The sequence below is a fragment of the Pseudoalteromonas sp. MER144-MNA-CIBAN-0113 genome (assembly GCF_040308965.1).
Lineage (GTDB): Bacteria > Pseudomonadota > Gammaproteobacteria > Enterobacterales > Alteromonadaceae > Pseudoalteromonas > Pseudoalteromonas tetraodonis.
The window spans coordinates 1-19,595 of record NZ_JBEOOG010000013.1 but is presented as its reverse complement, the minus strand read 5'-3'; the positions used below and the strand labels follow the sequence as shown (position 1 = coordinate 19,595).

Genomic DNA, 19,595 nt, shown 5'->3' with positions numbered 1-19,595 from the left:
TCTGATAAATAATTAACTCCCTATAAATAACATGTTAAATCTTTGAACGAAGTAAAACCCAACCCGTTAATACAAAATAATTTAATCTGAATAAATATTCAAAAAACTCTTTTTATAAACAGTTTAAACTCAAAAAAACCGAAAAGACCCCATATAAAAGTGACATAACAATGAGCCCAGATGAATAATTATACAAAAAATAATAAACCAGTAGTTGAACGACAAATTAATAAAACGGTTTCGGATTAAAAAAACTAATACTTCACCAGCAATTTTTATCGCTTTATTTTTAACCAATCTACGGGCAAAATGCACACGTTTTCAACAGACACAACCTTGGAGCGAATACAATGAACCCAATTAATACATTAAACCAAACAGCCACAACTCACGTTGCAGTTAAACCAACTAATCGCAAAGCGAGAATGTTAGCTAAACTTAACCGTTACGGAAAAAAATTAGCACTTGGCGGTGCAATTCAATACAAATAATCACCCAACCATGATTTTTGTATTGTTGCAGCAAACATCCAACCACTAAATGAAGTTTCTTCTTTAGCTCCATCTGTTTGCTGCCAGCTCTCTCCTCATAGCTAAAAATCATCTTTAATTTTCATAATTTACAAAAAAAACCTCATTTACGCTCACTTTTTAAGCAAACGATCTTTTTGCTATTTACACAGGCAACTCACCTAAGTATTATCCTGCATCACGACGTGGAGAGATGGCAGAGTGGTCGAATGCACCGGTCTTGAAAACCGGCAGGGGTTTATAGCCCCTCTAGGGTTCAAATCCCTATCTCTCCACCACTTATTTATATTAATTGGTTTTTTCCGATTGATAACACGCTGAATAATGCGTCGGAGAGGTGTCCGAGTGGCCGAAGGAGCTCCCCTGCTAAGGGAGTATAGAGTTTGTAGCTCTATCGAGGGTTCGAATCCCTCCCTCTCCACCATTACTGATTACAAGCCACTTAATTGTGGTTTTTTTGTGCCTAAATTTTAACTCCGTTAAGAAATAGGGAGGGTGAGCACCCTCGACAGGGTTCGATAAAATGTCTGGAACATTTTAGGCCGCTGCAAGCGTCGCGCAGCGATTAATTACAGGGATGTAAGTAAGTCTATCCCTCCCTCTCCACCATTACTGATTACAAGCCACTTAATTGTGGTTTTTTTATGCCTAAATTTTAACTCCGTTAAGAAATAGGGAGGGTAAGCACTCTCGACAGGGTTCGATAAAATGTCTGAAACACTTTAGGCCGCTGCAAGCGTCGCGCAGCGATTAATTACAGGGATGTAAGTAAGTCTTTTCCTCCCTCTCCACCATTACTGGTTACAAGCCACTTAATTGTGGTTTTTTTGTGCCTAAATTTTAATAGCCTCTATTAATTTGCACTTTTTATAACGCAGTCGCGAGCGTATGCTAATAAATTAAACAAATTGTATGGCGTCACAACTTAGTGCATTATAAATGGTACTTTAAACCAGCTTAGGTTTAACCATGGCGAAGCTAATATTACTACTGTATTGTTTGGGTGCCTGTGCTGTTAGCATGGCAAATGAAGTGACGGTTTATAAATGCACCATTAAAGGAGTGCCTACTTTTAGTCAAACTCCTTGCGCTGAAGACGCTCAAGTGATCACGCTTAGAAACGTCAACATCATGCAAACAAATACGCCACAATCTGAGAACACACCAGTTGCCGATACTTCTGTTGACGATTATTTAGCGGTGCAACAAATAGAGCGTGATATTGTGCAGCTTGAGCTTAAGATTAAACAATACCAACAAGAATACGCACAGAAAAAACAGCAAATCGATTACATGACCCAAGATAAAGCAAATCGCTTAGGGGCCAGCTCAATTGCGAATGCCATTACCACTGAAACGGCGGCACTTAAGCAGCGATTTGACCCACAAATCAAGCAAGCACAACAACAAATAGAAGCACTCACTCAAAAAAAACAGCAGCTTAGTCAGCAACCTTAAGTATGTGCTTCACAACATCAATAAATGTTTGTATCTCTGACTTTGTATTATATATGTGAGGTGAAACACGGATGCCGAGTTTACGCACATCAACACTTATTTTTGCAGTCTCTAATGCTGTTAATACACTTTGCTGATGCTCAGAAAACTGCAAAATAGCGGTGCCACTACATTGCTCTTTAGCGCTAGGTGACATTAAAAAAGCGCCCAATTGCTGCTGAATTAACTCAAGTAACATCAAGTTGTGCGATCTCACTTGTTCAACGCCAAATTCAACAATATATTCAATACTATGAGCGGCAATAATATAAGGAAGTACCGAGGGCGTACCGCCCCAAAACCTTAGTGTTTTAGCGTTATATTGAAAATGCGCAATATCAAACTCGAATGGGTTTTGATGTGAAAACCAGCCAACATCTTTTGGTTCACATTGTGTTATTTGCTTTGGATTTACCCATAAATAAGCAGCTCCTGGCCCTCCGCATAGCCACTTCACACTTGAACCGATCATAAAGTCAGCATTTAACGCCGTTAGATCGACAGGGATAACCCCTGCCGATTGCGCCACATCAATTATTGAGAGTGTATTCGTGACTTTACTCAGCGCCACAATATCGTTTATGGGAGCTTGTACACCCGTATTAGAATAAACATGGCTAACAAATACCCCATCAATCTCTGAAGTTAAATATCGCTGCCATACCTGTCTATCACTCAAGTCTTCATGCTCAGGGATGTAGCGTATTTTTGCACATTCAGGCAGTGCTTTTTGCATTACAAACCCCATACTGGGAAAATCAGCCTGCGCCATTAATACTGTACACTGTGGTTTATTAAATACGGGGTGTGACATAACCAATTTGGTTAAACCACTGGATAAATTAACCTGAGGACAAAATTGCTCACTAGGCGCATTAAACAACTGCCCTAATGCCTCAGTAAATCTTTCAATGGCGGGTAACCACTGTTGCCATGGCTCTTTTACACTTTCTTGCCAAGGAGTAAAAAAATGTTCAGTGGCATTTTCTAAGCTCGTTTTTAATGGGCGGCCAACAGAGTGGCTTAATAAATAACAACCCTGTGGCATACAAAAATCATTTTTAGCCATATTAATTAATCCACTGTTTTAGCGTGTTTAAATCATCAAAGCGCGTATTTATGTCGTCACGCTTTGCCGCGGCACGCCTATCTCTTAACTTAGCTAATGAATCGAGCAGTACCGGTAAAGGTGGTCCACTGGCAGTTACTTTGCTTATATGCTGTTGTTGCATTTGCAGTGACGGTTGGGCAATAAACTTCTCAACCAACTGATTATGATGACCGATAGCGGTGTCACCATGTAATTTACACACTTGTATAAATAGTTTGCCGTGCTTTTGAAACCACTCTGTGTGTTTATATTGCTCGGCTTTTAAGAAGTCATCCATAAAGCTTTGCATACGCATGGCTTCTCGCAATATTTGTTGGTCCTCTGGCATCATATATAAAAATTTATCCACCAGCATTTGTGAGTAACTCGGCTCATTGGCACTGCAAAGCCCTAACAGCATATCAATAACATTAATGCCGGCAAAATCTCCCGCATTTGCACCACGGTAAACCTCTTTACCTACCCGGTAAGGCTTGTAGTATGGGCGTACACAATTAAAAAAACGCTCGGTATCAAGTTGAGTATACAAGGCATTATTCGACGCTATTACATCAATAAGTGCCGTTTTAACCACCTCAAGTAGTTCAGCCGTGACTGGGTGTGAAATACCTAATGGCAGTATTTTTAGTAAAGCATCACTCGCGCGCTTATACGCTAAAATACCTTGGGTGTTGTAATCTAAAAAAAGGGCTTCATCATCAAGATTTGTAAACCGTTTATAGGTGCCATTAATGGCTTTATTATGAGTGGTTAAATGTGCGGTGGCAAAACGAGGAGTTACTCCAATAGAAGCACCAATATGCATAGCAAGCGCCGATGCTTCAACTAATGGTGAGGTTGTTTCTCTGCTCGGCTCTGTGATCTCATGCCTGCGACAAGCAGCCATAAACAAACCAACATTACCAAGCAAATCGAATGCGCTATCAAATCCTTCGTCGGTATTGCCTTCGTCCAATAAATCGCTGATCAGCGCATTGCCTTGCTCCTTTAGTGCCAGCTTTAAGCTATCACCAATCCCCTCAACATTAGCCTTATCGGTTTGCTGCCAATAAAGCTGTTCTAATTGCGAGTTTAAGCTTACAAACTCTGATCTTATCCAACGGTCAAACTTAGCAGTAAAAGAACTCATAACTACACCCTGTTATTATTATGTTTTAATGCTAACAAAAACCCCTGAGGGTAAAACGCCAAAAAAAATAGTAAAAACACCTTTAGTTAGCAATAATCACTACCAACATTAAAATCACTAATAAGATCCCATAGTCATGTTAGATAAAAAAGATCAGCAGTTACTGGTTGCCTTACAATCGCATGCCCGCATGTCGGTTTCTGAATTAGCCAATACCATTAACCTATCAGACACCCCAACTCTTAGGCGTATCAAAAAGCTTGAGCAGGAACATGTAATTACGGGCTATCACGCTGCCATTAACCCTAAGTCGCTCAACCTTAATGTGCTGGTTTATGCTTTTGTGCGACTAAGTCAAAACTCGGTGAGTGCGGCACAGCAATTTGAGCAGCATGTAGAAAAGCTAGCCCATGTACTTGAGTGCTCTGTGATCTCAGGTAGCCACGATTATTTACTGAAAATTATTTCTCAGGATTTAGAAAGCTATGAGCAGTTTGTAAAGCACCAGCTGGGGAGCTTAAGCTGTATCGCCAATATAGAGTCAACGGTAGTACTCAAACAATCATTTAGTAAAAAGCAGCTACCACTTTAAAAAATAATACTATTTAGTGCCGATTCGCTATACTGAAATATCACTATAAAAATAATATTTAACAAGGATGCATGTGAAGATTTTTCGTTCAACATCCAGTTCTTTTGTTTTTTACATATCATTTGCGGTTGCGTATTTTGCAACTGGTAAGTTATTGACTAATTTTGCCTTTCAATCACAAGTCATCCCTATCTGGCTCCCTGCAGGTATTGCCCTAGTTGGCTGTTTTATCTGGTGGTGGCGTTTTATCCCGGCATTATTTATTGCCTCTGTCGCCTTTAATTTAAGTACCGGTGATAACCCAATCACTGAGCAGGTTTTAATTGGTAATACACTACAACAAGTACTGCTAATCGGTTTAGGCGCTATGCTACAAGGCATGATTGGCGCTGCTCTTTTAAAGTACTGGCTAGGCCATCCGTTGTATTTAAAACAACGCCAATCTATTATTTATTTTATTTTTGTCGTCGGTATTGTTGTTAGCCTCATATCGGCCAATATTGGCGTCTATGCTTTAAGTCAGTTTAACCCTGCTTACAGCATTGATAATCATTGGAACAATGTTACTTTTTGGTGGCTTGGTGACTCTCTTGGCGTACTGATCGCAACTCCCTTTTTATTGGCGTTATTACAACCAAAATTTAAACGACAATATGTCACCCCATTACCTACTATTGCAGTGTGCTCGGTGTTATTTATCTCTGTAGCTTTAACCACTAAGCTATACAACCAAGAGACGTATTCAAATGCGATACAAATAGCTAAGCGCGAAACATCTATTATTGAAAACAGTTTGCTGAGCAATTTAAACCTCAGCCAAATAACCGTACAAAGCCTTGCAAGCCAGATACAATCAACACCGACTTTAAGCAAGCAAGAGTTTGATAGCTACAGTGCTCAACTATTGGCTGAGCATTCATTTATTAAAGCATTTTCATGGAACCGCAAAATTAATCAGGCTCAGGTCAGTGACTTTAACAAACAGCTCAATGAAGTTTATACTGCATACAACTTTGATCCGAGCATTAAAGGGGCGCCATTATCAAACAACGATCCATTGGTGGTTATTACCTATATTGCTCCTTTTGTAGAAAACCAATCTGCCATAGGTTTTAATCTCAATTCTCGTAAAGATCGCCGTGAGACTTTACTCGACCCACGCATTAAAAATCGCCCTGTGGGCACTAAAATAATTCAGTTAGTTCAAGCAAAAGAACCTGAACCTGCGTATTTATTATTTGCTCCTGTGTATCAACAAAATAACGAAGTTGCCTCAATTAAAGGCTACGCAACAGGTGTATTTTTAGTAAAAAACATACTTGCTCAGTCGATTACCCAAGCACAAAATAAGATGTTTAATATCGATATTTATGAAGCTAATACTACCAATCCATTTTATTCAAACGCCGAAAATATACCGACCAAAAGCAATAAACTGACAACCATCACGATTAATTTTGCAGGGCAAACATGGCTGGTTGATTTAACCATTAAAGATGAATTTCTACCGCATCAAACTAATAACATGACACTCTTTTTGCTTATTTTACAGGTCATTGTCAGCTCACTCATTTTACTGATATTACTGCTGTTTAATAACCAACACCTCGCACTTTCACGCTTGGTAGCAGAGCGCACACGCTCGCTGGTTAAAGCTAAACAGCAATCTGATTTAGCAAATCAGGCTAAAAGCCGATTTTTAGCAAATATGAGCCATGAAATTCGCACCCCACTTAACGCTGTGATTGGCTTTTCAACTCTAGCTAAAAGTGAAGATAGCGCTGAAACCCTCACCGGTTATCTAAATAAAATTAATTTAGCGTCTAAATCATTGTTAAGTTTAATCAATGATGTACTCGATATCTCTAAAATTGAATCACAAAAGCTCACCTTAGAAGTCGCTCCTTTTGATTTGAATGCGCTTCTTGCTCGGATCAGTAGTATGTTCGAGCAAAGCGCTGAACAAAAAGGTATTAACTGGAAAGTTGATAACCAATTACCAACCGATATTTGGTTTGAAGGTGATGTTATGCGAATTGAGCAAATTTTATTAAACCTATGTAGTAACGCCATTAAGTTTACCTATGAAGGTGAAGTAAGTGTTAGCGCATACAGCAAAGAGATCACCGATAGACGTCGTCAAATTACCTTGACTATTAAGGATTCGGGCATCGGTATTGCGCCATCAGAGCAAAGTAAGTTATTTGATGCGTTCACCCAAGCCGATAGCTCAACATCACGTAAATTTGGTGGCACAGGGCTTGGTTTAGCAATCGCAAAAGAACTTAGCTTATTAATGTCTGGAGATATCAGCGTACAAAGCGAGCCAGGTAAGGGCTCTACTTTTACTCTGTCTGTCGAGTTAAATACATGTGCAGCGCAACAAGTAACGGCAAAGCACATACACCAGCATGTTGACTTAAGTAAACTAAAAATACTGGTTGCAGAAGATAACAGCGTCAATCAATTAGTCATAAAAGCAATGCTTAGCTCTTTAGGGATTACCCCAACACTGGTTGAAAATGGCGAATTAGCAGTAGAACAAGTTAAAATAAATGACTTCGATTTAGTATTAATGGATTGCCAAATGCCGATTATGGACGGTTACCAAGCCACCGCCTTGATACGTCAAATTAAAAGTACTGAGCAATTACCAATTATTGCCTTAACTGCTGATGTAATGCCTGAAGATAAAGCCAATGCCTTAGCAATTGGTTTTAACGAACATCTTGCAAAACCTCTTGAACTCGATAAGCTCACACAATGCTTATCTCAATATATCGAGCAGGATGAACCATAAGGTTTTATCCAAAATAGAAAACCGAATATGGCTGTCGAATTATTATCAAAATTAACAAGTAACACACAGACAACAGTAGTAGGCAAAGCATTATGAGCCACTTTTCACATCAATGGTTTAATAGCATCAACCAAATTGACGCAACACAATGGCATTATTTTTTTGGCGATGATCCTTTTACCCAACATGCTTTTTTATACGCACTTGAGCAAAGCCAATGTGTAAGTGCTAAAACAGGTTGGCAGCCTCACCACTTAGCCGTTTATGAAGGCGATAAACTAGTTGCCCTTGCCCCTGGCTACTTAAAAGCGCACTCCTACGGTGAATATGTATTTGACTGGGCATGGGCTGAAGCTTATGAAAAAAATGGCTTAGATTATTACCCTAAATGGCTGTGCTGTATTCCCTTTAGTCCGATTGAGGGGCAAAGAATACGTATTATGCATAGCAATCCAAAGTTAGTTTATGAGTATATAACAGAGCAACTTAATACCCACTGCGCAAAACAAGCCTGGTCAGGCTGGCATGTAAACTTTTGCGATAAAGCACAAACCTCACAGCTAAGTGATGCAGGTGCTATGCAAAGAACCGGCGTGCAATTTCAATGGTTTAATAATAGCTTTAAAGATTTTGACGATTTTTTAAAAACCTTTAATGCCCGTAAGCGCAAAGCAGTAAAAAAAGAACGCGCTAAAATAACACAGCAAAATATCACCATTGAATGGCTGCAAGGTGAGCAAATCACCACAACAGTGATGCAGCTTTTTTGTGAGTTTTATCAACGTACTTATTTAAAACGTTCAGGCCATTTAGGCTACTTAAACAGCGATTTTTTTAGCTTGCTACACGCCTTAATGGCTGAAAAATTGCTCATTATGCTAGCCAAAAAAGACCATAAAGTGATTGCCGCCACATTAAGTTTAATTGGTGACAATACCCTTTATGGGCGTTATTGGGGAGCAAGCGAAGAGATTGATTCTCTTCACTTTGAGCTGTGTTACTACCAAGGCATTGAATATGCGATTAAGCATAATATTCACTGTTTTAATGCCGGTGCTCAGGGTGAGCATAAAATAGCACGCGGCTTTCAACCCATCACTACTTATTCTGCTCATCATATTATTCACCCCGATTTTAATCATGCTATTGCAGATTACTTAAAACGCGAACGCCAACATATCGATATTTATAAACAACAATGCAGCACTTTATTGCCGTTTAAAAATGAGTAACTGATTATTTGCAGGCATCGCAGTATCGCTAAGTAACTTAAGCCCAGATTGCACTGCAAGTTGCTCAACCGCTTCGAAATCACGAATACCACTAAGCGGATCGCGACTTTGCAATAAACTGTTAAATTCATTATTACTGGGGCTGGTAAACTCCCCTTTATATTTGAAAGGGCCATATACACACACCACCCCTTGCTGGTTTAAGTGCTGATTTACTCCAGCAAAAAAACGCGTAATTAACTCCCAGCTCACTATATGAAAAGTGTTAGCAGTATATATCGCATCCACTTTATCCACTGGCCAAGGATTGTTTAGGTCAAGTAATAAAGGCGGATGCAAGTTTGCCAGTTGCACCTCATCATGCCATAACTTTATTCCTTGATGATTAACCTCTCGATCACTGGTATACCATTGTAAATGTGGCAATTTTTTGGCAAAGAAAACGCTATGCTGACCCGTCCCCGAGCCTATCTCAAGTACCGACCCTGCATTTTGCAATGCAGGCTGCAAAGCCTTAAGTATATGATTTTTATTATTTTCGCAGGCTTGTGAAAACGGTTTGGTCATACTGATGCACCTAAATTGCAAATGAATGCACAATAGTAAAACAAATTTCAGCTATTTTGTCGTGAGTAAATTAACCAAAATAATAAAATAACTTTAATTTCAATACGTTAAATTATATTTACCGAGCTGGTACGCTATATGCTTTTATTAAATTACTCACTTAATGAGTACTAAACGACAAAAGGATAACATTATGTATATTTCACCCTATACCGCCGTAGACGCTGTAATGGCAATTACCGATAAAAGCCTAGATAAAACGAGTCATGAAACAGATTGTAGAGCAACGGTTATCGACTTACTTTCTCATGTAAAACACACTCAAAAGGCACAAAAAAAACATGAAACAGACCAAATATTTATTCTTGGCTACAATTAAAATTCTGTTTAGCCTTATAACTGGCTGTTTATATAAATACATTATTTAAGTCGACTTAAAATCCGTTTAAGTCGACTTTTTAGTTTTAATCCCACTTGTTAACTTGCCTTGACGCCCCCTACTTTTTAACTATACCGTTGTAAATAGCAATAACAGCACCATATCTTTTTATATAGCGTAGTTTAATGTCATATATTCTCTTTTTTAGGAGTACTAATGAGTAACTTTAGAATAGAATCAGATAGCATGGGCACACTCGACGTACCCGCTAACGCACTTTATAAAGCACAAACCCAACGCGCCATTAATAACTTTACGATTAGCAACCTCACCATGCCACAGCAATTTATTATTGCTTTAGCGTATATAAAACAAGCCGCAGCATTAACCAATTTAAAGCTGGGCCATTTAGATAAAACAAAAGCAAATGCAATCGAGCATGCCTGCCAAGAAATTATTGATGGTCAGCATTATGAGCATTTCCCCGTTGATATTTTTCAAACGGGATCAGGTACCAGCTCAAATATGAATGCCAACGAAGTTATTGCAAGTTTGGCTTCAAAACATGCTAATCAACCTATTCACCCTAACGACGATGTGAATATGGGACAAAGCTCGAATGATGTTATTCCCACTGCAATCGCCTTAAGCAGTGCTATCAGTGTTGATAAAAAATTACTACCAGCACTAGCAAACTTAGCCGACGCCTTAGAGCAGAAAAAAGCAGACATCGGTCATATAGTTAAAACTGGGCGCACTCATTTAATGGATGCAATGCCAGTGACCTTTGAGCAAACACTCAGCGCATGGCAATCGCAGGTAAAGCACGCAGCCAGCGGTATTGAGCATGCACTAATACGTGTTTGTGAGCTGGCTCAGGGGGGGACAGCAGTAGGTACAGGTATTAATGCCGATCCACAATTTGCTACGCTATTTGCCAAACAGCTAAGTGAAAAAGTAGGGATTAACTTTATCCCCAGTGATAACTTTTTTTATAATATTGGCTCGCAAGATGCCATTGTGGCTTTATCAGGGCAGCTGAAAGTCTATGCCGTTGCGCAAATGAAAATAGCCAACGATCTACGTTGGATGAATTCAGGGCCGCTTGCGGGACTTGGTGAAATAGAGCTTGAAGCATTGCAGCCTGGTTCATCCATTATGCCTGGCAAAGTGAACCCGGTGATCCCAGAAGCCGCTGCAATGGCTAGTGCGCAAGTAATCGGTAACGACGCCACAATTACCGTAGCAGGCCAAACTGGCAACTTTGAGCTTAACGTAATGCTACCCGTGATTGCTTATAATATCCTGCAAAGTACAGAGATACTTGCTAACAGTGCGCAAGCACTAGCGGATAAAGCCATAACTAGCTTTAAAGTTAATCAAGCACAGATTGATAAAGCGCTGACTAAAAATCCTATTTTAGTTACTGCACTCAACCCCGTTATTGGCTATGAAAAAGCAGCAAAAATTGCCAAACAAGCTTACCAGCAAGCAAAGCCAATTATTGATATCGCCGAGCAAGAGACAGACCTATCTCGCTCAGAATTAGAGGCATTACTCAATCCAGCTAAATTAACCCAAGGTGGGTTAATGTAAAAACGCCATTAATGGCGCTTTAATATATTGATAGTAGAGTTTTTATTGCCGTAATGGATGCACCGTGTATGATAGTGATGAATAATTCATCACTATCAGGAACGATTATGCGTACTCCATTACTCGCTCTACTGCTACCGCTTTGCTTAACAGCTTGCTTAGAAACCACCTCAAATGAAACTGAGCAAACTAAAACCAATGCGGTAGAAAACACGTCTACGCCGATACCACAACAAAAACTACCACAAGAAAATAAGCAAAATAAAATAGCACAGCAACTACCGGTTGATGCTGCAAAAGAAGTGTCGCTTGATGATATTAAAACAGCAAAAAATAAATTAAATAACCTCATAGCAGATAAACAATGTTCAACTAGTTCACAGTGTAAAGTCAGTGCTGTTGGTAGCCGTGCCTGTGGTGGACCAAGTGATTACATTGTGTACTCTACACAAAGCGCACCCCAAGAGCAGGTTTCAGCCCTAAGCGATACTATCACTCAATTGGAAAGTACCTATAATGCGCAAAAAGGCATGATGAGTATTTGCCAACATTTAACTGCGCCAAGCACTCAGTGTGTTGAAAATAAATGTGTTAAACTTGAAGGCTCTGCGGTAAGTGTATTTTAAGGATTAGATTATGAGTTGTTTGTCATCCGTAATTAAGCTATCAGCTACCTGTGTTGTTATGACTATGCTGCTTAGCGGTTGCAGTAGTGCACTAACATCAAGCAAAGCTCAAAACGCGAGTGAATCTGTTTTAAATACTCAACTTAATGAGCTTACAAGTAATAAAAGCTGCACAGCCAGCTATCAATGTAAGGTGTTAGGTGTTGGCTCGCGTGTCTGTGGGGGGCCGAGTAAGTATGTTGTGTACTCAACATTAAATCACTCTCAAGAACAAGCAGAGCAATTAGCGCAAAAAATCACCGAGCAAGAACAACTAGATAATGCAATGCTTGAGTTCAAAGACTGTTCACCAGTGCTAGAAGTCCACTCTTTATGTATTGATAATCAATGTAAAACAGTTAACTACCAGTAGCAGTTCGTTTCGGTGTTAATCTAATAGTGGTATTAACACCGAAATAACCACCACCATGAAAATACACACACCTGCCTTAAAAATGTATTCCAGTGGCATTTTTTTCTGTACCCAGTAAGCATATATAAAACGCACGAAGTAGCTTGCCGCCGTGCCAAATAAAGCAAACATAAGTAAGTAGGCAATCAATAAGATGTTCACAGCGGCACTTTTTTAGAAAATAATAGCCCCAGTGTAAGTATTTTACATAAAGAAGGCAAAAGGGTTACTTAGTCTTTTTTGTATGCTCAATGAGTAACTCTGCTACCTGTTGCTTTACCGCTCTTTTATCATCTACTGCCACTTCAAACCGGCTAGCCAATTGCGCTATTTCGTCATCATTTAAATTAAACGATAGTCGTTGCCGTGTTTTTTTAGACTTTACATCAAGACCTAAAATTTTACGGATCATATCTGAGGGAGTGAGCTCTTGATCGATAGCTTGTTTTTTTATCGACTTTTGTACCTCACTACTCAAATCAAATGCCATTTGCGTGGCGCGCACAGCTTGCTCTTGGCGCAACCACTTGTCTTTAGCATCACTCACTGGGCATCTCCAGGAAACAAATCAACAATATCGCTAATTGGGCGAGTTAACGTCAGTGAGACTTCTGTTTCACCTCCCTCCCAAATCTCTATATTAACGCTATGTCCTTCATCAGGAGAGGCTAAGCAAATCATTTCGCATGGTTCACCACCTTCTTGCTCATAGCGAGGCAGCGTTTGGCCACGAAAGTCTTTATTATGAAAATAACATACATAAGGCGATTCACTTTGTTGATAGCTTTTCGCTAAAAATTGCATAAAACGCTCAGGGGTATTTTGTACCGTGATATGTGTTAATGACTCTTCATCAAAAATACGCGCAAATTCATCAAGACCAAAGATCTCTTCAACTTCATCACGCTGAATTTTTATAGAGAAGTTTGCCCACTGTTCACCATCATTTTGCTCTATTTGTAAAAACACCACTTGGCCAGTGTTAGTTTCAAGTACAAATTCAGTATCACTGCTGTGTTGGTACTGATACGTTTGCACATCAATAACGCGCAACGTTTGACCTTTAAGCCATGAAGGATAAGCAAACGAATCAATGACAGTAAACATGTCGCCTTTTTTAAGGTCACTCGCATGATTAAGCTGACGTTCTGGCTTTTTTTTAGATTTGAAAAAATTAAACATATAAGGTGCCTCTGTAAGCAAAAAAGGTAACGGAGCGAAACTCGGTTACCTTTTTGATATGGTTCTAAATGTTAGCTATTTTGCTTCGCTTTAATGCGCGCTAAAATATCAGCACTTTTTGGATTCGTATCACCAATACCTGCTTCAGCCATTTTAGCTTTTAAATCGTCGCCATTAACATCTGCTTCTAGAGACTTTGCAGCACCTAATTGATCAGTACGGTCTTGTTGGCGTTGCTTAATACGCTCAAGCGACTGACGCGCCGATGTCATTGATGAATTATTAGTATTAAGCGTGCTGTTTACAGCCATTGTCGCTTGCTGAACGCTTTCTGTGGTTTTAACCATAGTAAGCTGACGCTGATTTTCCTTAATTGATTTTTCAGCATCTTTTACTTGCTGCTTCAAAGTCACTATGTGATTACTAAAGCCCGCTAACACTTGCTCGTGCTCAGCTTTCTCAGCTTCAAAGTCACCAATTTTTTCTGCAATTTCTAATGCTAATGCTTCATTCCCTTTTTCAAGGGCTTGACCTGCATAAGCTTCATGCTCAGCAATTGATGCATCTACTGCGCTAATTTTACGCTTAGTTTGCATTTCTTTAGCCATCACTTCTGTTAGGCTTTTTTTAGCACGGTGTAACGCATTTTGTGCATCAGCAATTTCTTGCTCAAAAATACGAATACCATTAGCATCAACAATTGCTTCGCCTGCTTCACGTGCGCCGCCACGTACTGCTGTAAATAATTTTTTTAAAATACTCATAATCTTAACTCCACTAACTAGCTACTAATCGTTTAAATATAAGGTCACGGCTTCTAGTGCATCTATAGCGTTATCAGCTAATGTCACTAGTTCGTGGGTAACATCATCTAGAGATGAATTTACCGACAGTGCACCAAAAATCGCGTATTTATTATCGATCTTAGCAAATGCACTCAGTGGAATTGGCACGTTTAAACGCAGTAGTGTTTCGTTTAACTCGTTGCGTAATTCACTTTTTACTTCATCTTCGTCAAACAAGTAGCTAATACATAGTAATTGCTCTTGTGTTTGAGTAACAAAAATTGGAAGCTCGTCATTTCCATCAACAATGACTTGTAAAACATCTTGCTCACCTGGATTGGCAATCAAGAAAGACTCAAAGTTAGCACCCTCGGTTTCAAAAGACGCTAATTTTATTGAAAGTTCATTTAATTCCATGTCTCTGCCTTTTCGTCGTTTGACATATTATGTCTGAGTTAAGATTCGCACGGCCGACATATTATGTCAACCATGTTTTATTAATTTTTATACAATTCACTTTCTATTTGCCAAGCTGCTCGGTAGTAATCATACAAGCGACCAGAACCTAACCTATTGACTTCAATATCGTTCACTTGTTCAAAATAGTTATTAGGAAATGCAAAACTCGCTAATAAATATTTTTTACTAATCCACCGAGATGGCACTGGCATATCAGTTATATTGCTAATACGGGCACTAGGTGATTGCCCCATTTTAGTCGCAATAGTCCATCCCCATTGACCAAACGAAGGAATGTTTTGCTGATATTGCTCTACATAATCAAAACCTGCGGCTTTCACCGTTTTAGCAATACTTAAAAATGCCTTTTTCGCATGATAAGGCGATGTTGACTGTACCGCCATAGCACCATCAGGCGCTAATAATTGGCGTACATGATTATAAAAGTAATCGCTGTACATCTTATTAAGATCAGGGTGATTAGGGTCTGGCAAATCAATTAAAATAGTATCGAACTGCTTTGACTGATCCAGTAGCTTTTCGACTTCTAAAAATGCATCGCCCACAATAATATTTGCTCGCGGGTCATGCATCGATTCATTATTGAGTGCCACTAGTCGCTGTTTAATATCTTCAGGCGGCGTGTATTGGTTATCTTTATGACCAAATAAATTAAGTAGCTGTCCATCTAAATCAATTAAGGTCACTTCCTCAACCGGCCACTTTAATACATCTCGCATGGCTAACCCGTCGCCGCCGCCAATAATCAAAACACGGTCATGACGATTAGATGCCAGCATGGCAGGGTAAACGAGCATTGAGTGATATATTTGCTCATCTACACTAGAGAACTGCAAACGACCATTTAAATATAGATCAGTAATTGGCTGAGGCTGATTTTTACTTAAACGCTCTGTTAGCACCACATGTTGATACTTAGTCGCCTGAGAGTAAATAACTTTATCTTTGTATAGTACGTTACTTAGGTTATCCATCCAGCTACTACCAAACTGCAAAATAAAAGCGAATAACACCAGCAGTAATATATGGCAAACCAATAGCAACTTAGCAAAGCGTACATAGCTATGATAACGCCATAAAAAGGCAAGTCCGGCAATAATGTTAAATAGCGCTGTCCAAGCGGCGGCTTGCATTATTGGCATTGCGAGCATAATACTCACCCAAATTGCCGCGCCAATACCAGCGCCAATATAGTCAGCCCCATATATAGTGCCGGCGTTATTTTCTAAAAAACGTCCATAAACATGCTGGCGAATGCGCGCAATAAGCGGTATTTCCATACCAATAAATAGCCCTAATATTAAGCCAAATACATAAGGTAAAAAGCGAGACCACTCTTGCAGCTTTTGAAACACGTAACCATTAAGAATAACGTCAGGTGGAATATTAAAAATACTTGAGAATAAATGAGGGAGTGAATAACTCACGGCAATAATGCTGGCAATGGCTAATATACAGCCCATACCTATGAGCGCAATAATACTCTCTAGCCAAGCAAATGCGGTAAAGGCATCTTTAAACCAACGCGCTAAAAATGCACCCATCCCCATAGCTACAATCATAGTGCCTATCATGGCGTAAATTGCACTCTCAACTGAGCCGAGTACTCGGCCAGCATAATGAGAAAGTAAGTATTCATAAATAAGCCCGCACCCAGCGAGTACGGCCATAACAGTGATCAGTAAAATATCATGCCCAAGTAAATTAAATTTACTTGGGGAAGCTTGAGTTGATGACACGTGATTATGCACCCAGTAGTGTGGCCATAGTGATCCCGACAGCAAATGACACAGCTGCAGAAATAGCGGCAACACCCACATTCTTTTGACGATTCACTTCATCTGAAATATTACAGCCAGCAAGAATGATTTTAATCGTCAGTAAGTGCAGTAAAATGAAAGCAACCAAACAAACAACGGCGCTTAGCGCCCAGTAAAGTAAACTCGCATTAATATTATCGGCAGCATAAGGAGCAATGCCCGTTGCAGCAGTAATGGCTAATGCACTACCAATTAAAAAGCCTGCATAACGAACACCTACTGCTAAATTACCATCAATAATAGCCTGTTGTAGGCAGTCGCCACTTTTATTGGTGCGCTTAAATAACTGCACGCGATATTGGCTTACTAACAGCAATACCACACTACCAATGACAAACGCAGCAATAACAATAGGAATGCCATGCCAACCTTCAGTAGCAACCCACAATAGGGCTGAGCGGATAACCACTGCAACACTTACTACATGGCCAAAATCAATAATTGACGCAGTAACGTTACCTTTGACTATTTCGTTATGTAAGCTCACTTTACGCAGCGCCACTTTATCTTGAAAAAAGTGACCCAGCTTTATAAGCAGAATTGCTAATGCACCATAGCCAAGCATTAACAGAGCTTCTTTTTGTAACGTAGCAGCAAACGCACCACTACTCACGCCCGTTAACACAATCGCAAGTGCTACCAAACCAGCGGCGAAGCTTATTCCAAATGCAAAGTTATCGCGCTCGGTAATTTCATCATTGGCGTGTAAATTAGATACCCAACCTTTAATATACTTTAAGCTCACAAACAGTAAGATGATAATTGCAAAGTCCACAGACAGTGCTTGCAAAGACCACATAGTTATTCCATTAAATTCATACATATTATTCTAACTCCAACGTTATTCTTTACTTACCACGACTTACGCCGCGCGAGGTTCTGCTACTGCTGTTACGAACCGATCCTGAATTATTGCTATAACTACTCGCCCTTGAGTAACTGCTGCGACTTTTAGGCGGCGTATAACTGCTGCGACTCAAACCTGATGCACCTGTTTTTTTACTCGCATAAGGACTAGTGAACTGCTTGCCTTGGCGTTGGTAAGATTGTCGTGTACGTGTTTCTAATGCACTTTGGGTTTTTATTTGTTTAGGGCTTGAGTAACGAGTACGACCATAGTCATTGTAGTAACTATACTTACGGCGTTTACTCCAACTTCCGTATTCAACTCGGTCAAATACATCACCCAAAATACGGTACATGCCGTACCATTGCCAAAAGCTAATACCGCTACTATTCGTTTGCCAATTACCATAGTTAGGATTACCTACCATTTGGTTACCGACCCCTTCGCCTTCAGCTTTTTGGCTTATAGCACCAACTCGTGCCAAAGAACCATTCGACATATCCGCAAGCATATTAATAGGATCGGTTAAGGCATCAGAAAATAACGTTGGCTTGGCGGCTTCACGCAATAAATCAATATTGTATAAAGTGTCTTCGTAAGGAGGAATTAAGTAATTACCCTTAATATCATCAAGGCGTTGGGTTAAGCCACTATAAAGGGCTCCCTGGCGTGTGGCATCAAGGCTAACTACATCAACAACCTTACTGAGTTCAGGTTGCTGTTGTTTAAGGATACGACTGTATTCTTTAAGAATAATCGCATTACGTATACTACCATTATCAAGTGCTTTACCAAGCTGAGTAAGCTCGACATCGGCCTTTTTAATGGACTCTTGAATTGTTTGTTGTAGCTGTTCTTCTTTAGATTGACAACCAATCAGTGCTGTAAACAAACAAAACAGGCTGAGAAGTTTCCAAGCTTTTATATTCGACATTCATGTCACCTGATTTACTAAATTATCCTAGATAGTTTTACACAGGACAGTTATTAAACCAACAATGAAATTGCAGCAAGATGATAATTTAGGGACTAGTTTAAAGGTGCAAGGAGAATAACTGAGATCAGTAAAGGGAGAATGCTGATGGTAATACTTCAAAACTTATAACTGAGGGCTTAACACTGACTTGTATTTAGAGTAACTGTCCTACTTCTTAGCGACAGCGCAGTAGCATGTAGTGGCAGAACAGCGTGGAGAGTCATAATGAAGGTGGCTTTTGGCTATTATACCAATCCGCAATAATACTAAATCATTTTGCGAGGCTAAACGTGTCGCTATCTGTGTTAAAGAATTCTCATTTAGAACAACTAAATAGCGAATTTTTTGCCTAGCTATCAACCCGTTTTTCCTGCCTCAAAATAGACCGCTTAATTAAGCGAATTGGTATTATTTATTCCTTTTACCTGATGCCTTTTAACTTTCACCTACGTTTTTACTTTTTTTCAGAAGTAAAAAAGCCCGACTATTTCTAGTCGGGCTTTCTTTAATTTGGAGCCTGGTAGTGTCGTGGTGCCCACAGCGGTAGAGAGCCACATAGCAAATGTATAGAGTCGGCATTAGGCGCTTATTATTTTCCTTTTACCTGATGCCTTTTACCTCGAACCTGCATTTTCACTTTCCTACAGACGTAAAAAAGCCCGACTATTTCTAGTCGGGCTTTCTCAATTTGGAGCCTGGTAATGTCCTACTTTCACATAGCAAATGCTACACTATCATCGGCGCTGTTTCGTTTCACTACTGAGTTCGGCATGGGGTCAGGTGGGTCCAAAACGCTATTGTCACCAAGCAAATTTGGTGTAAGGTCGATTTAATCGAGCTTACTAAAATTTGGAATTTCTGATAATAAAAGTCTTCAAGTATCTACTTTAGTCTATTAACTTCTTGCTTAAACTGTCGCATAAAACGCGTTTGGCGTTGTATGGTTAAGCCTCACGGGTAATTAGTACAAGTTAGCTTAATGGCTCACACCACTT

At 39.6% G+C, this 19,595-nt stretch carries 20 protein-coding genes, 2 tRNA genes and 1 rRNA gene; 11 read left to right on the top strand and 12 right to left on the bottom strand.

Annotated elements, in window-relative coordinates; genetic code table 11:
• The first annotated feature begins 350 nt into the window (after nt 1-350).
• The 4 genes from AAEY57_RS05155 to AAEY57_RS05140 all read left to right on the top strand — a co-directional run bounded on the left by AAEY57_RS05155 (nt 351) and on the right by AAEY57_RS05140 (nt 1,988).
• Nucleotides 351-491 (top strand): hypothetical protein, encoded by a 141-nt coding sequence (locus tag AAEY57_RS05155; RefSeq protein ID WP_008113257.1) that lies wholly within the window; start codon nt 351-353, stop codon nt 489-491.
• 226 nt (nt 492-717) lie between these two features.
• Nucleotides 718-808: transfer RNA gene (locus AAEY57_RS05150), tRNA-Ser, on the top strand.
• A gap of 53 nt (nt 809-861) precedes the next feature.
• Nucleotides 862-954: transfer RNA gene (locus AAEY57_RS05145), tRNA-Ser, on the top strand.
• Between the two features lie 545 nt (nt 955-1,499).
• Complete coding sequence (locus tag AAEY57_RS05140) at nt 1,500-1,988, top strand: RNA-binding protein (protein ID WP_028834882.1); 489 nt, start codon at nt 1,500-1,502, stop codon at nt 1,986-1,988.
• On the opposite strand, the gene AAEY57_RS05135 is transcribed toward AAEY57_RS05140, so the two are convergent.
• Together AAEY57_RS05135 and AAEY57_RS05130 are read right to left on the bottom strand one after the other, a co-directional pair.
• Nucleotides 1,972-3,096: an aminotransferase class V-fold PLP-dependent enzyme gene (locus AAEY57_RS05135; protein WP_013463691.1), complete on the bottom strand. Its 1,125-nt coding sequence runs from the start codon at nt 3,094-3,096 to the stop codon at nt 1,972-1,974. The two genes, AAEY57_RS05140 and AAEY57_RS05135, sit on opposite strands and share 17 nt — an antisense overlap.
• A 1-nt stretch (nt 3,097) precedes the next feature.
• Nucleotides 3,098-4,267, bottom strand: a complete 1,170-nt coding sequence (locus AAEY57_RS05130) for a PrnB family protein (protein ID WP_013463690.1) — start codon at nt 4,265-4,267, stop codon at nt 3,098-3,100.
• Nucleotides 4,268-4,403: 136 nt separating this feature from the next.
• On the opposite strand from AAEY57_RS05130, the gene AAEY57_RS05125 reads away from it, so the two are divergent.
• From AAEY57_RS05125 to AAEY57_RS05115, 3 genes are all read left to right on the top strand, one after another.
• On the top strand, nt 4,404-4,859 hold the full coding sequence (locus AAEY57_RS05125) for an Lrp/AsnC family transcriptional regulator (RefSeq protein WP_013463689.1): 456 nt from the start codon (nt 4,404-4,406) through the stop codon (nt 4,857-4,859).
• Nucleotides 4,860-4,932: 73 nt separating this feature from the next.
• A complete protein-coding gene (locus AAEY57_RS05120; RefSeq protein ID WP_350606739.1) occupies nt 4,933-7,659 on the top strand; it encodes an ATP-binding protein in 2,727 nt (908 codons plus the stop codon).
• Nucleotides 7,660-7,751: 92 nt separating this feature from the next.
• Nucleotides 7,752-8,891 (top strand): GNAT family N-acetyltransferase, encoded by a 1,140-nt coding sequence (locus AAEY57_RS05115; RefSeq protein WP_350606736.1) that lies wholly within the window; start codon nt 7,752-7,754, stop codon nt 8,889-8,891.
• On the opposite strand, the gene AAEY57_RS05110 is transcribed toward AAEY57_RS05115, so the two are convergent.
• The gene (locus AAEY57_RS05110; protein WP_013463686.1) at nt 8,868-9,458 is read right to left on the bottom strand and encodes a DUF938 domain-containing protein; all 591 of its coding nucleotides are present in this window, start codon (nt 9,456-9,458) and stop codon (nt 8,868-8,870) included. The two genes, AAEY57_RS05115 and AAEY57_RS05110, sit on opposite strands and share 24 nt — an antisense overlap.
• A 193-nt stretch (nt 9,459-9,651) precedes the next feature.
• Here AAEY57_RS05110 and AAEY57_RS05105 point away from each other — a divergent pair, with 193 nt between their 5' ends.
• The 4 genes from AAEY57_RS05105 (at nt 9,652) to AAEY57_RS05090 (ending at nt 12,471) form a co-directional block, all read left to right on the top strand.
• Nucleotides 9,652-9,837 (top strand): hypothetical protein, encoded by a 186-nt coding sequence (locus tag AAEY57_RS05105; RefSeq protein ID WP_028834888.1) that lies wholly within the window; start codon nt 9,652-9,654, stop codon nt 9,835-9,837.
• A 216-nt stretch (nt 9,838-10,053) separates the two neighbouring features.
• Nucleotides 10,054-11,433: a class II fumarate hydratase gene (locus AAEY57_RS05100; RefSeq protein ID WP_350606733.1), complete on the top strand. Its 1,380-nt coding sequence runs from the start codon at nt 10,054-10,056 to the stop codon at nt 11,431-11,433.
• A gap of 107 nt (nt 11,434-11,540) precedes the next feature.
• Nucleotides 11,541-12,059 (top strand): hypothetical protein, encoded by a 519-nt coding sequence (locus AAEY57_RS05095; protein ID WP_171046546.1) that lies wholly within the window; start codon nt 11,541-11,543, stop codon nt 12,057-12,059.
• A 10-nt stretch (nt 12,060-12,069) separates the two neighbouring features.
• A complete protein-coding gene (locus AAEY57_RS05090) occupies nt 12,070-12,471 on the top strand; it encodes a hypothetical protein (RefSeq protein WP_008113277.1) in 402 nt (133 codons plus the stop codon).
• Nucleotides 12,472-12,486: 15 nt separating this feature from the next.
• On the opposite strand, the gene AAEY57_RS05085 is transcribed toward AAEY57_RS05090, so the two are convergent.
• From AAEY57_RS05085 to rrf, 9 genes are all read right to left on the bottom strand, one after another.
• A complete protein-coding gene (locus AAEY57_RS05085; RefSeq protein ID WP_008113278.1) occupies nt 12,487-12,672 on the bottom strand; it encodes a hypothetical protein in 186 nt (61 codons plus the stop codon).
• Between the two features lie 64 nt (nt 12,673-12,736).
• Complete coding sequence (locus AAEY57_RS05080; protein ID WP_008113280.1) at nt 12,737-13,057, bottom strand: hypothetical protein; 321 nt, start codon at nt 13,055-13,057, stop codon at nt 12,737-12,739.
• Nucleotides 13,054-13,692 carry a hypothetical protein gene (locus AAEY57_RS05075; protein ID WP_013463680.1) on the bottom strand — a complete coding sequence of 213 codons (639 nt, stop codon included), beginning with the start codon at nt 13,690-13,692 and terminating at the stop codon, nt 13,054-13,056. Before AAEY57_RS05075 ends, AAEY57_RS05080 begins: the two co-directional genes overlap by 4 nt.
• 71 nt (nt 13,693-13,763) lie before the next feature.
• Complete coding sequence (locus tag AAEY57_RS05070; protein ID WP_008113282.1) at nt 13,764-14,456, bottom strand: PspA/IM30 family protein; 693 nt, start codon at nt 14,454-14,456, stop codon at nt 13,764-13,766.
• 24 nt (nt 14,457-14,480) lie between these two features.
• Nucleotides 14,481-14,894 carry a YjfI family protein gene (locus AAEY57_RS05065; RefSeq protein WP_004335098.1) on the bottom strand — a complete coding sequence of 138 codons (414 nt, stop codon included), beginning with the start codon at nt 14,892-14,894 and terminating at the stop codon, nt 14,481-14,483.
• 80 nt (nt 14,895-14,974) lie between these two features.
• Nucleotides 14,975-16,696, bottom strand: coding sequence for a polyamine aminopropyltransferase (locus tag AAEY57_RS05060; protein ID WP_013463679.1), 1,722 nt, complete (start codon nt 16,694-16,696; stop codon nt 14,975-14,977).
• Nucleotides 16,697-16,700: 4 nt separating this feature from the next.
• On the bottom strand, nt 16,701-17,600 hold the full coding sequence (locus AAEY57_RS05055) for a DUF350 domain-containing protein (protein WP_013463678.1): 900 nt from the start codon (nt 17,598-17,600) through the stop codon (nt 16,701-16,703).
• Between the two features lie 25 nt (nt 17,601-17,625).
• On the bottom strand, nt 17,626-18,558 hold the full coding sequence (locus AAEY57_RS05050) for a hypothetical protein (protein WP_010392530.1): 933 nt from the start codon (nt 18,556-18,558) through the stop codon (nt 17,626-17,628).
• 735 nt (nt 18,559-19,293) lie between these two features.
• Nucleotides 19,294-19,408: ribosomal RNA gene (rrf, locus tag AAEY57_RS05045) — 5S ribosomal RNA — on the bottom strand.
• Nucleotides 19,409-19,595: the final 187 nt, after the last annotated feature.

What these genes read in the sequence shown, in the direction of transcription:
- AAEY57_RS05155 (WP_008113257.1), top strand. Translation starts at nt 351, where the DNA reads ATGAACCCAATTAATACATTAAACCAAACAGCCACAACTCACGTTGCA.
- AAEY57_RS05140 (WP_028834882.1), top strand. Translation starts at nt 1,500, where the DNA reads ATGGCGAAGCTAATATTACTACTGTATTGTTTGGGTGCCTGTGCTGTT.
- AAEY57_RS05135 (WP_013463691.1), bottom strand. Translation starts at nt 3,096, where the DNA reads ATGGCTAAAAATGATTTTTGTATGCCACAGGGTTGTTATTTATTAAGC.
- AAEY57_RS05130 (WP_013463690.1), bottom strand. Translation starts at nt 4,267, where the DNA reads ATGAGTTCTTTTACTGCTAAGTTTGACCGTTGGATAAGATCAGAGTTT.
- AAEY57_RS05125 (WP_013463689.1), top strand. Translation starts at nt 4,404, where the DNA reads ATGTTAGATAAAAAAGATCAGCAGTTACTGGTTGCCTTACAATCGCAT.
- AAEY57_RS05115 (WP_350606736.1), top strand. Translation starts at nt 7,752, where the DNA reads ATGAGCCACTTTTCACATCAATGGTTTAATAGCATCAACCAAATTGAC.
- AAEY57_RS05110 (WP_013463686.1), bottom strand. Translation starts at nt 9,458, where the DNA reads ATGACCAAACCGTTTTCACAAGCCTGCGAAAATAATAAAAATCATATA.
- AAEY57_RS05105 (WP_028834888.1), top strand. Translation starts at nt 9,652, where the DNA reads ATGTATATTTCACCCTATACCGCCGTAGACGCTGTAATGGCAATTACC.
- AAEY57_RS05100 (WP_350606733.1), top strand. Translation starts at nt 10,054, where the DNA reads ATGAGTAACTTTAGAATAGAATCAGATAGCATGGGCACACTCGACGTA.
- AAEY57_RS05095 (WP_171046546.1), top strand. Translation starts at nt 11,541, where the DNA reads ATGCGTACTCCATTACTCGCTCTACTGCTACCGCTTTGCTTAACAGCT.
- AAEY57_RS05090 (WP_008113277.1), top strand. Translation starts at nt 12,070, where the DNA reads ATGAGTTGTTTGTCATCCGTAATTAAGCTATCAGCTACCTGTGTTGTT.
- AAEY57_RS05075 (WP_013463680.1), bottom strand. Translation starts at nt 13,692, where the DNA reads ATGTTTAATTTTTTCAAATCTAAAAAAAAGCCAGAACGTCAGCTTAAT.
- AAEY57_RS05070 (WP_008113282.1), bottom strand. Translation starts at nt 14,456, where the DNA reads ATGAGTATTTTAAAAAAATTATTTACAGCAGTACGTGGCGGCGCACGT.
- AAEY57_RS05065 (WP_004335098.1), bottom strand. Translation starts at nt 14,894, where the DNA reads ATGGAATTAAATGAACTTTCAATAAAATTAGCGTCTTTTGAAACCGAG.
- AAEY57_RS05055 (WP_013463678.1), bottom strand. Translation starts at nt 17,600, where the DNA reads ATGTATGAATTTAATGGAATAACTATGTGGTCTTTGCAAGCACTGTCT.
- AAEY57_RS05050 (WP_010392530.1), bottom strand. Translation starts at nt 18,558, where the DNA reads ATGTCGAATATAAAAGCTTGGAAACTTCTCAGCCTGTTTTGTTTGTTT.